We start from the raw sequence: 13,677 nt of genomic DNA, 5'->3' as shown, positions 1-13,677 counted from the left end.
TATAACGATAATCGGTTTCGGTAAATTTTCTTGATTATTATGAATGGAAATTCAAATTCACCGGCATAACCCGATCCGTCGTTTCAGGTGCACCGCCGGGCCTGACCGAATAACGGCATGGCGATGAAAAAGAACGATTGCCGCAGCGATGCGTCCGTGCGCCGGCCTGCTGCTTCCAATGTCGGTCGATCACACGCACTGGCTGCCAAAGTGCCGCCTTGTCCGTACCGCCCGTCGATTATTTCGATACTTTCATTATTCATTTTTCACGCAATGCCGAAAGCAGCGTTTTTCGCTAGGTGGCTGCATCGTCCAACAACCTCGCGCGGAAAACATGCCTGCCCTTGCTAACGCTCAAACGCTGCGCAATATACCGATACTCGCCGATCTGCCGGAAAGCCTGCTCGCCCACGTCGAGCGGCATGTCACGCCCTGGCCCGAACACGGCAATCGCCTGTTGTTCTTCAAGGGCGACCCGGGAGATTTCGTCGCGTTCGTGCACCGCGGCCGCGTCTACAAGACGCTGCACGAGCCCGGCGGACGCGAGATCATTCTCGGCCACTCGATGCCGGGCGAGCTCATCGGCGAAAACACGCTGATTCTCGCGCACCGGCGCAGCTTCACCGCGCAGTTGAGCGCCGACTGCCGCATTTCGCTGCTGCATCGCCAGCACTTCGCGCCGCTGCAGGCCAACGCGGAATTCATGGCGCGCATCCACGAGCAGTTGTGCCGGCACATTCATCAGCTGAGCGACTTCGTCGAGTCGGCGTGCCTGTACCGGCTCGAAGCACGACTCGCGCGCCATTTGCTGAACCGCATGCAAGGGAACGATCTCGAGGTGCCGCTGCCGGAGAGCCAGAGCATTCTCGCCGCGATGCTCAACGTCAGCCGGCCGCGACTGAACAGCAGTCTGCAGAAGATGCAGCGCGACGGCCTGATCCGGCTCCACGAACACGGCGTGACGATTCGGAAACCGGAGCAGCTCCGGACCATCGTCGACGCCAATTGACGCCCCGGCAAGCGTGCGCGTGACGCGGCGCCGCCGTGCGGGCAGGTTGCGCGCGCCGCGTTGCGCGGCGCGCCGTGAAGGTCAGCCGCGCCCGTGGCCGATGGCGTTCATCAACTGCGCGACGGCCGCCAGTTGCGAGACGAAGCTGTCGTTCGCCGACCGCGCCGCGCTGGCCTGCGCCGCCGGCGAGCTCGCATAGAGCTGCATGATGCCGACGGTCGTGGCGGCGAGGTTGGACGCCGCCTGGTTCGCCTGCATCTGCACCGCGTTGTGAAGCAGGATCGCGGACGCGTGGCTGTTCGATTGCATGAGCGTGCCCAAGGCCACGGCGGGCGCTTCGCCTACCACCTTGACGTTGGCTTGCGTGACTGCATCGGTCATCGCAGGGGAAACCTGTTCCGGCATGTCGTTGCTCCTGATGGGATCGCCGCTGCGGCGCGGCCGCGGCGAAAGCATGAGTGGGTCGGTCGGCGCCGTCGAGACGCGGCAGGACGTCCGCCGTCACGGGCGCCGACACGACGTCGGGCGCCGGACGACAGCCACCGGGTTCGGGGCCGCCGCCCGGCGCCGACGCCGGGTTACTCGGCCAGCGCCTTGCCGAGCGCCAGCACGTCAGCCAGCACGGACAGCACGCCGTTCGAGCCGATTTCCGTCGCGGCGGCGCCAGCGCTCGCCGGCCCGAGCGTGTACAGCTGCATCGTGCCGACGTTCGTCGAGGTCGGCAGTTGCACCGCGGACTGCGACTGCTGCTGCACGGCGTTCTCGAACAGCACGCTGAGCGAATGGCTCTGGGCCTGGTACAGCGAGCCCGTTGCCATCGCGGGCGCTTCGCCCACCACCTTGACGTTGGTCTGCGTGACCGCGTCGGTGATCGCGGCGTTCACCGCGCAGGTCTTGCAGGGGGCCTTCGGATCCTTCGTGTCAAGCGGATCGTTGACGTCGTTTGCCATCGTATTTCTCCTGGTTCGGGAACGGGCACCGCATCGAATCGGCTCGGCCCGCTCCGTCGTTTGCTCCGGAACACCGCGCGGCGCCGCTGGTCGGGCGCCGGCGGTCATGCTGAGAATCCGCGGCACGGCGGCGGTATCGGCGGCGCGTGCCGCTTGCGCCGCCGCTCGGCCACGGCGCCGCGACGACGCCTTACTGCTTGGTCACGGCCTTCCCGATCGCGATCACGTCGGCCAGAATGGAAATGATCCCGTTCGCGCCGATTTCCGTGGCGGCCGCGCCCGCGCTTTCCGGTCCGATCGTGTAGAGCTGCATCGTCCCCACGTTCGTCGACGTTTGCGACTGGATCGCGGCCTGCGACTGCTGCTGCACCGCGTTCTCGAACAGGATGCTGAGCGAATGGCTCTGGGCCTGGTACAGCGAGCCCATCGCCATTGCCGGCGCTTCCGCGACCACCTTGACGTTGACCTGTGTGACCGCATCGGTAATCGCGGGATTGACCTGGCACACTTGACACGTATCAGCCATTTGTTGCTCCTTGGTTCACGTAGTTGAGAGGTCGCACATCGGGGCCGGCCGGTTTCGCGTTCGGCCGCATGACCCGCGTGCTACTCCATGGACGCTGCGCCGGGCGTCTCGTGAACGGCAGCGGTGGGTTCGGACGGTTCGGCCGGGGCGCCGATGCGCCGCAACCGGTCCTCCATCGCGTCGAGTTTGACGGCGAGCGCTTCGGCAAGCCGTTCCGCGAGCGCATCGCCGTATTGCCGGAAGCATGCTTCGATTTCCTGACGGATCAGGCCCGTCAACTGTTCGCCGATCATCGTCAGCGCCTCGCGGGTGCTGTCCTGGATCGCGGCCACGTCGGATGCCTGCGCGTCGCCGGCCGGCTCGTGCGCGTCGAGTACGCCCGATACTTTCCGCTGTTCCGACGCGAGCATGCCGAGGGTCGTCTCGTTCTGCGTGTCGATCGTCTGCAGGATGCCGCGCATCTTCTCGTACGCCTTTTGCTGGTTGAGCTGCAGAAAATGCTTGACCTGTTCGCGCGCCTCTTGCCGGGTCTTGAACTGCGGCAAGGGCGGCTTCGCGGCGCTCGCCTGCGCGGCCGGGCCGGCGGCGGGGGCCGGCGGGTTCCCGTGCCGGCTCGGTAGCCGCTCCAGCAGCACCTGTTCTTCGGCCGGCTCGAGAGGCCGCCGCAGTCGCTTCTCCGCAAGTTGCCGCAGCAGCGGTTCGAGTGCTTCGTTGCTCATGGCTTACACCCCGTAAAGGTTCGCCCGCGGCACGGATATATGCGGTTCGGGTTTGGATGGACGCCGCGCCACGGCGGCCTGGTCGGCGTGCTGCAATGGATATCGCATGGGGTTCTCCTGGAAACGGATGTGCGACGGCCTGGCCGGAATTTCGGCAGGACCGTTGCAAGGACGAACCGTGGGACGGGGATGTGAAGTCGGCCGCTGGCGGCGCACCGGTCGCGCCCATTCCCGACACTTTTTGACTGTGTCCGGCCCATCGAACTGGTAGGATGCCGGTCGCCCCGACGCGGGCAGCCGGCATCGACCACGAACTGCCCCCTTTTTCGAGGGCCCGCGACTGGTAAACTTCGCGCTCGGCTCGGACAACCCGGGCGAACAGTACCCTATCCCCGTAAAACCCGTCATACCCCGGCTCGCCCCGCGCGACCCGTTGCAGTAACCGTTGGAGTGGCGCACCCGCGCCTGCAAGCATGAAGAAATCGAAGCAACCCATCCGCCCCTCACGCGACAAGGACCGCGCGCCGCTCGTACGCGCCGGTGCATGGCTGCTGATGGCCGGCCTGCTGTACCTGCTGTGGCCGTCCGCCGAAACCGCCTACCTCGCGATGGAGTCGGTGATCCGCTGACGCGCGCGGCCAACCGTGCACTACGCTATACTGCCGCGATGGAAACCCAACCCGCCTCGCCGATCGTGCATTGCTGGTGGCGCGCCTGACCCAGGCGGCCCGTTTCCTTTTGCATGTCCCGAACGTGATGCCGCCAGCCATGGCGGCATTTGCGTTTCTGCGCTGACGTCATCGCTGGCGGCCTCGACAACCCGGAGCCAACCACGACCATGACGCAACCCACCCGCCCGACCATCCTCACCGGCGACCGCACCACCGGCCCGCTGCATCTCGGCCACTACATCGGCTCGTTGCGCGCACGCGTGCAGATGCAGCACGAGGCGACGCAGTTCCTGCTGCTCGCCGATACGCAAGCGCTGACCGACAACATGGGCCGCCGCCAGCGCGTCACCGAGAACGTGATCGAAGTCGCGCTCGACTACCTCGCCGTCGGCATCGATCCGGCGATCTCGACGATCGTCGTGCAGTCGCAGGTGCCCGAGCTTGCCGAGCTGTCGCAATACCTGCTCAACCTCGTCACGGTCGCGCGCCTCGAACGCAATCCGACCATCAAGGAAGAAATCCGCCTGCGCGGGTTCGAACGCGACATCCCGGCCGGCTTCCTGACCTACCCGGTGAGCCAGGCGGCCGACATCACCGCGTTCAAGGCGACCCACGTGCCGGTCGGCGACGATCAGTTGCCGATGATCGAACAGACCAACGAACTCGTGCGCCGCTTCAACGCGACCGTCGAGCAGCCGGTGCTGGTCGAGTGCGAGGCCGTGCTGTCGGCGGTCACGCGGCTGCCGGGCATCGACGGCAAGGCGAAGATGAGCAAGTCGCTCGGCAACGCGATCACGCTCGGCGCGACGCCGGACGAGATCGCGCAGGCCGTGAAGGACATGTACACCGACCCGAGCCACCTGCGCGTGAGCGACCCGGGCCAGGTCGACGGCAACGTCGTGTTCACGTTCCTCGATGCATTCGAGCCGGACGTGGCGAAGGTCGACGAGCTAAAGGCGCACTATCGCCGCGGCGGCCTCGGCGACAGCGTCGTCAAGCGCGTGCTGAACGAGCGGCTGCAGGCGCTGATCGAGCCGATCCGCGCGCGCCGTCGCGCGTTCGAGGCCGACAAGGCCGAAGTGATGGCGATCCTGAAGCATGGCACGCTGCATGCACGGGAAGTGGCGGGGGCGACGCTCGCGCAGGTGAAGGGCGCGATGGGGTTGACGTATTTCGATTGAGCGGCGATGCCGGCGTGCATGGCACCCGCCATGCCATGCACGCCGGACCTGAACGTCGACGTGGGCCGCGTCATGCGAGCCGACGCGCGACGCGCCGTTCGACGGCCGTACCCGCCCACGTCGCCATTTCGACGAGCAACAGGTAACACGCGGATAGCGCGAGCAACGTCTCGACGAACGCGAAGCTCGCCGAGCCGATACCGGTCAACACGAATGTCAGTTCCGGAACGGTGACGATCGACAGCACCGCGGTTTCCTTGCTCAGCACGATGGTCAGATTGGTCAGCGCCGGCAGGATCAGCACCATCATCTGCGGCAATTGCACGCGAAAGGTCGTTTGCCAGCGGCTCAGGCCGAGACAGGATGCCGCTTCGACATGCCCTTTCGGCACCGCCAGGAATCCGGAACGAAATGCCTCGGTGAAATAGGCGCCCGCGTAGAGGGCAAGGCCGACCACGCCGGCCGTCAGCGGATCGAGCGTCAATCCGAATGCGGGGCCGCCGTAGTACAGCAAAAAGAGCTGCACGAGAAACGGCGTGCCGCGAAACAGCTCGACATAGACACGAATCGCCGCGCGTACGAAGCGGCCGCCCGCCTGCTGCGCAAGCGCCGCACCGAACCCGATCGCCGCCCCCGCGAGCGTACTCGCCATCCAGGTCGCGACGGTCATCGCGAGACCCGCGCCGATCTCCGGCAGGTTGTTCACGAGTACATCGGGATGGAAAGTCAGCATGAGGATCTCCGGCGAGCAACTGATGCGTCATGCGGCGCGCAGGCGCCGCTCCGCGCCATGCGCGATCAGCGCCAGCGAACCGCAGAGCAGAAAATAGATCATCCCGGCCGCGACATAAGCCTCGAGCGGCTGGTACGTGCTGGCCGCGATGTTCTGCGCGGTTCGCGTGATCTCCGCCACGCCGACCACGGAGACGAGCGACGATGCCTTGATCAGCAGCACCATTTCGTTGACGAGCGACGGCAGCGTCATCCGTACGGCCTGCGGCACCTGGATCCTCCACAGGCGATCCTTCGTCGAGAGCCCGAGCATCGTCGCCGCCTCGAGCTGCCCCTTCGGGAGATTCGCGAATCCGCCCCGGAGAATTTCGGCGATGTATGCGGCCGAGCACAGCGACACGGCGCTGACGGCCGCCATCACGGGCGGCACGTTGACGCCCACGAACGGCAGGAAGTAGTAGACGAGCAGCAGTTGCACGAGCAGCGGCACCCCGCGAAACGCCCGCACATACGCGCCCGCCGCGACACGTATCGCAACGTGCGGTGCAAGCCGCCCGCAGCAGATCGCGAGGCCGATGAAGAAGCCGAGCACGAGCCCGGCCGCGGACACTTCGAGCGTCATCAGCGCCGCATGGAACAGCAACGGCAGGCCGTCGATGAAAGTGTTCAGGCTGAACATGGCAGGTTGCTCGGTAGCGGTGCTCGTCGGCGGTCGCGCTCGATCGTGTTGCCCGGACGCGGCGCTCAGTAGTTCGGCGTGGGCATCTCGGTCGGCAGTGCGGTCGCGACGCCGAGCCACTTGCGCTGCAGTGTCGCCAGCGTGCCGTTCTTGTTCAACGTGACGAGCGCCGCGTTGAACGCATTGGCCAGCGACGCGCTGTCCGCATCCTTGCGCAGCGCATAGGCGAAGTAGACTTTCGCGCCGAACGCAGGCTGCACCACCGAGAATACGGCCGGGCGCTGCTTCGCGACATACGCGATGTTGGTCAGCGAGTTGGCGACGGCGGCGATGCGCCCGGTCGCGAGGTCCGCATACGCCTGGTTGTTATCGACGTATTCGCGGATCGTCGGCGGCTTCGGCAGCGTCGCCGCGTAGCTTTTCAACTGTTCGAGCTGCGCGCTGCCCTTGCCTGCTCCGACGACTTTACCCGCTATATCGGCAGAGGTCTTGAGACTGCCGTCGCCGGTTCGCTTGAGCAACGCATCGGTGGCCTCCGCGACCGGCAACGAGAACGCATAGCGCTCCGTGCGCGCCTTCGTGACGGTCAGCGGTCCCGCGACCATGTCGTACTTGCCCGCGTCGAGCCCGGGCAGCACGCTCTCCCACGGCAGATCGATGAAGCGCACCTTCACGCCGACGATCCGACCCACCGCCGCGAACAGATCCTTGTTGAAGCCCGCCTGCTGGCCGTTTTCGAGGAAATCGAACGGCGCGAACTGCATTTCGGTCCCCACCACCAGCTCGCCGTGCTGCTTGACGCGATCGAGCAGGCTCTCGGCATGCGCGGCCACACCGGCTGCCGCGAGGGTCAATGCGATGAACAGCGAAGTGCAGCACTTGGATCGTTTCATCTGACGTGTTCCTTCGAATCGGAATTGACCGGATGACCGGATGACCGGATTGACTCCCGCCCGGTCGTCGCCCGGCGAATCCGTCGTCAATGCAATCTACGTGGCCAATTTATCGGCAGAAATATTGTTTTCCGATCCACCGAAAAGCTTTTCCTTATGCACGCCGTCTTGCATCGTCTCCGCGCCGCTTCGTGGTGCGGCGACGCGTCTCGCGCGTGCAATCAATCGTCTGCCAATTCATTGCCCGGACGAGCGGTTTGCACGGTTTTGTCGCGTCATGCACCAGTGCGGGTCACCCGTTCGAGCGCTGGATGCACGTACGGAAGCATCCACGCCGTCCTCGGGACGCACGCGCAAATGCGCATGGGAAAAAATGATGCAGATCTTCGATCATCCTCTTTTTGACTATGCAAAATGGCAGCGCGCCTCGCGTTGCGAGCCGTGCCCGATCCCGATACTTTGTGCGAGCCACGCTTCATGGAAAATATTGCGTTGCGCTATTCGTTGCGCCAGTTGCGCTACTTCGTGGTCACGGCGGAAACGCTGTCGTTTACTGCCGCCGCGCGCCAACTGCACATTTCCCAGCCGTCGATCTCCACCTCGATCGGCGAACTGGAATCTTCATTCGGCATCCAGCTCTTCATCCGCCATCGAGCGAGCGGCGTGTCGTTGACGCCGGCCGGCCGCGACCTGCTCGGCCAGGTGCGCAATCTGCTGAAAAACGCGGAAGAACTGCAGACGATGGCACGCGAGATGGACGGGGGCATGTCAGGCACGATCGCGCTGGGCTGCCTCGTCTCGCTGGCTCCGCCGTTGATGCCGGTATTGATGAGCCGCTTCGTTTCCGAGCACGGCGGTATCGGCTTCCGCACGATGGAGGCCAACCAGGACGACCTGCTGTCGGCACTGAGCAACGGCACGCTGGACATGGCGCTCACCTACAGCCTCGATATCGCCGAAGACATTTCGTTCACGCCGCTCGTCACGCTGCCGCCATACGCAATCCTGCCGCTCGAACACAAGCTCACGCGCGGCAAGACGGTCGCACTCGCCGATCTGCTCAACGAGCCGTATGTCCTGCTCGACCTGCCGCACAGTCGCGAGTACTTCGCGGGACTGTTCGACCCGCTGGGCCGACGGCCGACGCCGACGTTCCGTTCGTCGCAGCCGGAAGTCGTGCGCGGCATGGTTGCCAACGGTCTTGGCTACAGCATCCTGAACTTCCCGCTTCGTTCTACCCGCACCGTCGATGGCGCGACTTTCGCGGTCCGTCCGTTTCGCGACGAGGTCACCGCGATCACCCTCGGCATCGCCATGTCGCGCAGCATGAAACCCCGCCAGCTCGTCACGCGCTTCGCTCAATTCTGCGAAACCTACATCCCTCGGGTGCACGTCCAGGCAACGCCGGCCGCATAGGAAAAAACTTCTTGTTGCATCCGAAAAGAATATTTCGACTCTTTATTGGACTTGTTAAATTGGTCGCCAATGTGATCGGTTTGAACGTTTCCCGGAGGCACGATGCGTTCCATTCCTACGGCAGCGCCGTCTATCGACGTGATCGTCCGCGACCTGAAAACCAACTGCGAACGCGACTTCAGCGACGCCCGCGCGATGCCGCCGGGCGTCTACACGTCGCCCGAGTTTCTCGAACGGGAACGGCAGACGCTCTTTCGCAACGAATGGCTGTGCATGGGCCGCGCGAGCGCGCTGCCGAATCCGGGCGACTACCTGACAGCGGAGATCGCCGGCCAGCCGATCATCGTGATCCGCCGCGACGACGGCACCCTGCGTGCAATGTCGAACGTATGCCTGCACCGCATGTCCACCCTGCTCGAGGGCCGCGGCAACGTGCGCCGTATCGTCTGCCCCTATCACGCGTGGAATTATTCTCTGGACGGCGAGCTGCGTGGCGCGCCGATGATGGACAGGCAGGACGGTTTCTGTAAGGACAGCTACAAGCTTCCGCAGGTTCGCTGCGAGATCTGGCAGGGCTGGGTTTACGTCACGCTCAATCAGGAGGCGTCGCCTGTTGCCGCTCGGTTGAAGGAACTCGACGAACTGATCGCCGATTACGACATGGCGTCGTATGTCGAAACCTTCCACGAAGAACACGTGTGGGACACCAACTGGAAGATCCTCGCGGAAAACTTCATGGAGAGCTATCACCTGCCGATGCTGCATCGCGCGACGGTCGGCCCGCACTCCAAGCTCGACGAGATGGAGTGCCCGCCCGGACTGCCCGCATTCAACTATCACTGGATCACGAAAGAGGCGTCGCTGCCGATCGGCAATGCGCATCCGAACAACACTCGCCTGCAAGGTCAATGGCGCAAGACGACGGCGCTGCTCGCGATCTACCCGACTCATCTCGTCACGCTGACGCCGGGCTATTTCTGGTATCTGGTGCTTCAGCCGCTGGGCGTCGATCACGTGCATATCCGCTTCGGCGGCGGCCTGTCGCCGGAATTCATCGACGACCCGAAGGCCGCCGAATACATGGCGACGCTGAAGAAGCTGCTCGACGAAGTCAATCTCGAAGACCGGCGCGGCGTCGAGGCGGTGTTCCGCGGCGTGCATGCCCCGCTTGCGAAGCCCGGTCATCTGAGTCATCTGGAACGGCCGAACTACGACTTCGCGCGCTATCTGGCGTCGCACGTCGCGATTTGAAGCCGCACGCCAACGACTCGCCACCCACGTCACCTCATTGAAGCTCACGATGACCAGCCAACCCTACATTTCGTTCGTCGGCGTCAGCAAGTCCTACGACGGCCGGCATGCGGTTGTCGACGGTCTCGATCTCGACATCGCCCGGGGCGAATTCGTCTCGCTGCTGGGACCGTCCGGCTCGGGCAAGACCACCACGCTGATGATGCTCGCCGGTTTCGAGACCCCGACCGACGGCACCATCCTGCTCGACGGCCACCGCCTCGACGACAAGCCGCCGCATCAGCGCGACATCGGCATGGTGTTCCAGAACTACGCGCTGTTCCCGCACCTGACGATCGCCGAGAACGTCGCGTTTCCGCTCTCCGTGCGCAAGACCGGTCGCGAAGCGCGCAAGCAGCGCGTGCAGCGCGCGCTCGACATGGTGGAGCTGTCGCATCTCGCGTCGCGGCGCCCCGCCCAGTTGTCCGGCGGCCAGCAGCAGCGCGTCGCGCTGGCCCGCGCACTGGTATTCGAGCCTCGCGTGGTGCTGATGGACGAGCCGCTCGGCGCGCTCGACAAACGGCTGCGCGAAACGATGCAATACGAAATCATGCGGCTGCATCGCGATCTGTCGCTCACGATTGTCTATGTGACGCACGATCAGAACGAAGCGCTGACCATGTCGAATCGCGTCGCCGTGTTCTCGGACGGACGCATCCAGCAGGCCGCGACACCCACCGAGCTGTACGAAAACGCGCAGAACGCCTTCGTCGCGAACTTCGTCGGCGAGAACAACGGTCTCGCCGGGCGCGTCAGCGCGCTCGATGGCGAATGGGCCGTGCTTCAGCTTCGCGACGGCATCACGATCCGCGGTCGCCGCGGCAGCCAGGTCGAGGCCGGCGACGACGCCACGCTCGCGCTGCGCCCCGAGCGCGCGCAGGTACTCGGCGCGGCCGAAGCCGCGAACGTGCCGGCGGGCTCGAACGCCCTCGCGGCGACCGTGCGCGACATCGTGTATTGCGGCGATCATCATCGCGTTCAGCTGCAACTCGGCAGCGGCGACACGATGGTCGTCAAGGTCTCCAACACGCGCCTCGTCGCGCTGCCGCCGATCGGTGCGGCCGCAACGATCGTCTGGCGACACGACGACTGCAAGGTGCTGTCGCCGTCGGCCATCACCCGCGTCGCGAGCGCCGCCGTTCGTTTACCCACCCTGCCTGTTGCCGTGCCCATCGCCTCTGGAGCCTGATAATGCAAAACCCTCGCTACGCATCCCCGCGCCGCACGATCGCGGCTGTCGTCGCACTCGGCGCCTTTTCCGCGCTGCCTGCCGCTCGCGCGGCGGATACGCTGTCCGTCGTCACGTTCGGCGGCGCCTATGAAACGGCCGCACGCCACGCGTGGTTCGAGCCGTTCACCGCGAAGACCGGCACCCAGTTCCAGACCGAGTCGTACGACGGCGGCCTGGCCAAGCTGCAGGCCATGGAACAGGCGAAGAACCCGACGTGGGACCTGATCGACATGGAGACCAACGACGCGATCAACGCCTGCGACGAAGGTTTGCTCGAGAAGCTGGACAGCAAGACCATCGGCAACACGTCGGATTTCCTGCCGGGCGCGCTGCGCGAATGCTCGGTGGCCGCGATGGTGTGGTCGACCGTGTATGCGTACGACGCGTCGAAGCTGAAGACCGCACCGACACGCATCGCGGACTTCTTCGACCTGAAGAAATTCCCGGGCAAGCGCGGCCTGAGAAAGTCGCCGAAGGTCACGCTCGAATGGGCGCTGGTCGCCGACGGCGTGGCCCCGGCGGACGTCTACAAGGTGCTCGCGACCCCCGCCGGCGTCGATCGCGCATTCGCGAAGCTCGACACGATCAAGTCGAGCATCGTCTGGTGGGAAGCCGGTGCGCAAGCGCCGCAGTTGCTCGCGGACGGTGCCGTGACGATGGTGCAGGCCTACAACGGCCGCATCGACAGCGCCGTTCACCAGGACAAGAAGCCGTTCAAGATCGTCTGGGACGCGCAGGTATACGACTATGAATGGTGGGGTGTGCCGAAGGGGGCGAAGCACGCCGCGACCGCGAAGCGGTTCATCGCCGCATCGGCGCAGCCGCAGGCATACGCGGATCTGTCGAAGTACATCGCCTACGCGCCGCCGCGCAAGGCATCGTTGCCGCTGATCGACAAGGCACGCCTTGCCGACCTGCCGACCGCGCCCGCCAACTTCAAGCGACCGATCCAGATCGATGCGAACTTCTGGGCCGACAACGGCGATGCGCTGACCAAGCGCTTCCAGACATGGCTCGGCCAGTAATGCGCGTCTGCATGACGTCGTAGCGGTTTTACGCGACGCGCCCCGCTCCGGGCGCGTCGCTCCGGGGTTCCGATGAACGATTCGCCAATGTTTCCCATGACGGCGGCAAGCCCCGCGCTCGCCGCCGGGCACGCCGTCAAATACCGGCAGGCGCGGCGCAAGGCGGCGTTACGCGCGCTGCTGCTGACGCTGCCCCTGCTCGTGTTCCTGCTCGCCACGTTCATCGCGCCGATTGCTTCGCTGCTGGCCCGCAGCGTGCGCAATCCGGAACTGTCCGGCGCGATGCCGTCGTTCGCGCAGACGCTGCGACACTGGAACGGTCAGGGCGTGCCGGACGAGCGGGTGTTCGCGTCCCTCGCCAACGGACTGAAGAGCGCCGGCGACGCCGGCACGCTCGGCGACGTCGCGCGCCGGATGAATTTCTATCAGCCCGAGTTCCGCACGCTGCTGCTGAAGTCGGCACGCACGGTGCGTGCCCAGGATGCCGTCACCGCATGGAAGCCCGTCCTGCTCGCCGCCGACGATCGCTGGAACCGGCCGGAAACCTGGCGCCTGCTGAAACGCGCGGCGTCGCCATGGACGCCGGACTATCTGCTGAACGGCCTCGACGCGCAGGTGTCGCCCGATGGCGCCGTCCATTCGGTGCCCGCGAACAGCGCGGTTTACCGCACCGCGTTCATGCGCACGGTGTCGATCAGCGCCACGGTCACGCTGCTGTGCCTGCTGCTCGCGTACCCGGTATCGTGGCTGCTCGCCAACCTGCCGGCCAGGCAGGGCAACCTGCTGATGCTGTTCGTGATCGTGCCGTTCTGGACCTCGCTGCTGGTCCGCACGACCGCGTGGTACGTATTGCTGCAACCGGGCGGTGTGGTCAACCGCGTACTGCTCGCGCTGCATGTCGTCGATCATCCGCTGCCGTTGATCTTCAACCGCGCCGGCGTGCTGATCGGCATGACGCACGTGCTGCTGCCGTACATGATTCTCGCGATTTACTCGGTGATGAAAAGCGTGCCGCCGATCTACATGCGCGCCGCGCAATCGCTCGGCGCTCACCCGGTCGTCGCGTTCTTTCGCGTGTACGTGCCCCAGACGCTGCCGGGCATCGGCGCCGGATGCTTTCTCGTGTTCGTGCTGGCGCTCGGCTACTACATCACGCCGGCCCTGCTCGGCGGTGCGGGCGACGAGATGATCAGCCAGCTGATCGCGTCGCAAACCAACGATCTGCTCAACTGGGGGCTGGCCGGTGCGCTGTCCGCGTATCTCGTGATCTTCACCGCCGTGTTCTATTTCATCTTCAACCGGCTCGTCGGCATCGACCGGCTCCGGTTCGGCTGACGCCCGACGTCACTGGAGCC

At 65.2% G+C, this 13,677-nt stretch carries 15 protein-coding genes; 8 read left to right on the top strand and 7 right to left on the bottom strand.

Features of this window, described 5'->3' with window-relative positions:
- The first annotated feature begins 178 nt into the window (after positions 1-178).
- The gene (locus CFB89_RS30260; protein WP_256979806.1) at positions 179-1,009 is read left to right on the top strand and encodes a Crp/Fnr family transcriptional regulator; all 831 of its coding nucleotides are present in this window, start codon (positions 179-181) and stop codon (positions 1,007-1,009) included.
- 81 nt (positions 1,010-1,090) lie between these two features.
- On the opposite strand, the gene CFB89_RS30255 is transcribed toward CFB89_RS30260, so the two are convergent.
- The 4 genes from CFB89_RS30255 to CFB89_RS30240 all read right to left on the bottom strand — a co-directional run bounded on the left by CFB89_RS30255 (position 1,091) and on the right by CFB89_RS30240 (position 3,204).
- Positions 1,091-1,414: a RebB family R body protein gene (locus tag CFB89_RS30255; RefSeq protein WP_089471685.1), complete on the bottom strand. Its 324-nt coding sequence runs from the start codon at positions 1,412-1,414 to the stop codon at positions 1,091-1,093.
- A gap of 173 nt (positions 1,415-1,587) precedes the next feature.
- Positions 1,588-1,959: a RebB family R body protein gene (locus CFB89_RS30250; protein WP_089471168.1), complete on the bottom strand. Its 372-nt coding sequence runs from the start codon at positions 1,957-1,959 to the stop codon at positions 1,588-1,590.
- A 190-nt stretch (positions 1,960-2,149) separates the two neighbouring features.
- A complete protein-coding gene (locus CFB89_RS30245) occupies positions 2,150-2,485 on the bottom strand; it encodes a RebB family R body protein (RefSeq protein WP_034209306.1) in 336 nt (111 codons plus the stop codon).
- Between the two features lie 80 nt (positions 2,486-2,565).
- A complete protein-coding gene (locus CFB89_RS30240; RefSeq protein WP_089471167.1) occupies positions 2,566-3,204 on the bottom strand; it encodes a hypothetical protein in 639 nt (212 codons plus the stop codon).
- A 473-nt stretch (positions 3,205-3,677) separates the two neighbouring features.
- On the opposite strand from CFB89_RS30240, the gene CFB89_RS35120 reads away from it, so the two are divergent.
- Both CFB89_RS35120 and trpS read left to right on the top strand, forming a co-directional pair.
- Positions 3,678-3,833 (top strand): hypothetical protein, encoded by a 156-nt coding sequence (locus CFB89_RS35120; RefSeq protein ID WP_179233565.1) that lies wholly within the window; start codon positions 3,678-3,680, stop codon positions 3,831-3,833.
- A gap of 209 nt (positions 3,834-4,042) precedes the next feature.
- Positions 4,043-5,056 (top strand): tryptophan--tRNA ligase, encoded by a 1,014-nt coding sequence (gene trpS / locus CFB89_RS30235; protein ID WP_089471166.1) that lies wholly within the window; start codon positions 4,043-4,045, stop codon positions 5,054-5,056.
- Between the two features lie 70 nt (positions 5,057-5,126).
- Here trpS and CFB89_RS30230 read toward each other — a convergent pair whose 3' ends face one another.
- The 3 genes from CFB89_RS30230 to CFB89_RS30220 all read right to left on the bottom strand — a co-directional run bounded on the left by CFB89_RS30230 (position 5,127) and on the right by CFB89_RS30220 (position 7,360).
- Positions 5,127-5,789, bottom strand: a complete 663-nt coding sequence (locus CFB89_RS30230) for an amino acid ABC transporter permease (RefSeq protein WP_089471165.1) — start codon at positions 5,787-5,789, stop codon at positions 5,127-5,129.
- Positions 5,790-5,816: 27 nt separating this feature from the next.
- Positions 5,817-6,467 carry an amino acid ABC transporter permease gene (locus CFB89_RS30225; protein WP_089471164.1) on the bottom strand — a complete coding sequence of 217 codons (651 nt, stop codon included), beginning with the start codon at positions 6,465-6,467 and terminating at the stop codon, positions 5,817-5,819.
- A gap of 65 nt (positions 6,468-6,532) precedes the next feature.
- Complete coding sequence (locus CFB89_RS30220; protein WP_089471163.1) at positions 6,533-7,360, bottom strand: transporter substrate-binding domain-containing protein; 828 nt, start codon at positions 7,358-7,360, stop codon at positions 6,533-6,535.
- Positions 7,361-7,837: 477 nt separating this feature from the next.
- Between CFB89_RS30220 and CFB89_RS30215 the strand changes: the two genes are divergently transcribed.
- From CFB89_RS30215 to CFB89_RS30195, 5 genes are all read left to right on the top strand, one after another.
- Positions 7,838-8,776, top strand: coding sequence for a LysR family transcriptional regulator (locus CFB89_RS30215; RefSeq protein WP_089471162.1), 939 nt, complete (start codon positions 7,838-7,840; stop codon positions 8,774-8,776).
- Positions 8,777-8,878: 102 nt separating this feature from the next.
- Complete coding sequence (locus tag CFB89_RS30210; RefSeq protein WP_089471161.1) at positions 8,879-10,027, top strand: SRPBCC family protein; 1,149 nt, start codon at positions 8,879-8,881, stop codon at positions 10,025-10,027.
- 49 nt (positions 10,028-10,076) lie between these two features.
- Positions 10,077-11,255 (top strand): ABC transporter ATP-binding protein, encoded by a 1,179-nt coding sequence (locus CFB89_RS30205; protein ID WP_089471684.1) that lies wholly within the window; start codon positions 10,077-10,079, stop codon positions 11,253-11,255.
- 2 nt (positions 11,256-11,257) lie between these two features.
- Positions 11,258-12,322, top strand: a complete 1,065-nt coding sequence (locus CFB89_RS30200; RefSeq protein WP_089471160.1) for an ABC transporter substrate-binding protein — start codon at positions 11,258-11,260, stop codon at positions 12,320-12,322.
- Positions 12,323-12,418: 96 nt separating this feature from the next.
- Entirely contained in the window at positions 12,419-13,657 is a 1,239-nt protein-coding gene (locus CFB89_RS30195; RefSeq protein ID WP_373559888.1) for an ABC transporter permease, read from the top strand.
- The last annotated feature ends 20 nt before the right edge of the window (positions 13,658-13,677 follow it).

The organism is Burkholderia sp. AU16741 (genome assembly GCF_002223345.1).
GTDB lineage: Bacteria > Pseudomonadota > Gammaproteobacteria > Burkholderiales > Burkholderiaceae > Burkholderia > Burkholderia sola.
Note: the sequence above shows the minus strand (reverse complement) of the source record. Positions and strands in the feature narration are given on the sequence as shown.

Coding starts and splice junctions, on each gene's coding strand:
- CFB89_RS30220 (WP_089471163.1), bottom strand. CDS start 7,360: ATGAAACGATCCAAGTGCTGCACTTCGCTGTTCATCGCATTGACCCTC.
- CFB89_RS30240 (WP_089471167.1), bottom strand. CDS start 3,204: ATGAGCAACGAAGCACTCGAACCGCTGCTGCGGCAACTTGCGGAGAAG.
- CFB89_RS30205 (WP_089471684.1), top strand. CDS start 10,077: ATGACCAGCCAACCCTACATTTCGTTCGTCGGCGTCAGCAAGTCCTAC.
- CFB89_RS30245 (WP_034209306.1), bottom strand. CDS start 2,485: ATGGCTGATACGTGTCAAGTGTGCCAGGTCAATCCCGCGATTACCGAT.
- CFB89_RS35120 (WP_179233565.1), top strand. CDS start 3,678: ATGAAGAAATCGAAGCAACCCATCCGCCCCTCACGCGACAAGGACCGC.
- CFB89_RS30200 (WP_089471160.1), top strand. CDS start 11,258: ATGCAAAACCCTCGCTACGCATCCCCGCGCCGCACGATCGCGGCTGTC.
- trpS (WP_089471166.1), top strand. CDS start 4,043: ATGACGCAACCCACCCGCCCGACCATCCTCACCGGCGACCGCACCACC.
- CFB89_RS30260 (WP_256979806.1), top strand. CDS start 179: ATGTCGGTCGATCACACGCACTGGCTGCCAAAGTGCCGCCTTGTCCGT.
- CFB89_RS30210 (WP_089471161.1), top strand. CDS start 8,879: ATGCGTTCCATTCCTACGGCAGCGCCGTCTATCGACGTGATCGTCCGC.
- CFB89_RS30195 (WP_373559888.1), top strand. CDS start 12,419: ATGACGGCGGCAAGCCCCGCGCTCGCCGCCGGGCACGCCGTCAAATAC.
- CFB89_RS30225 (WP_089471164.1), bottom strand. CDS start 6,467: ATGTTCAGCCTGAACACTTTCATCGACGGCCTGCCGTTGCTGTTCCAT.
- CFB89_RS30250 (WP_089471168.1), bottom strand. CDS start 1,959: ATGGCAAACGACGTCAACGATCCGCTTGACACGAAGGATCCGAAGGCC.
- CFB89_RS30255 (WP_089471685.1), bottom strand. CDS start 1,414: ATGCCGGAACAGGTTTCCCCTGCGATGACCGATGCAGTCACGCAAGCC.
- CFB89_RS30215 (WP_089471162.1), top strand. CDS start 7,838: ATGGAAAATATTGCGTTGCGCTATTCGTTGCGCCAGTTGCGCTACTTC.
- CFB89_RS30230 (WP_089471165.1), bottom strand. CDS start 5,789: ATGCTGACTTTCCATCCCGATGTACTCGTGAACAACCTGCCGGAGATC.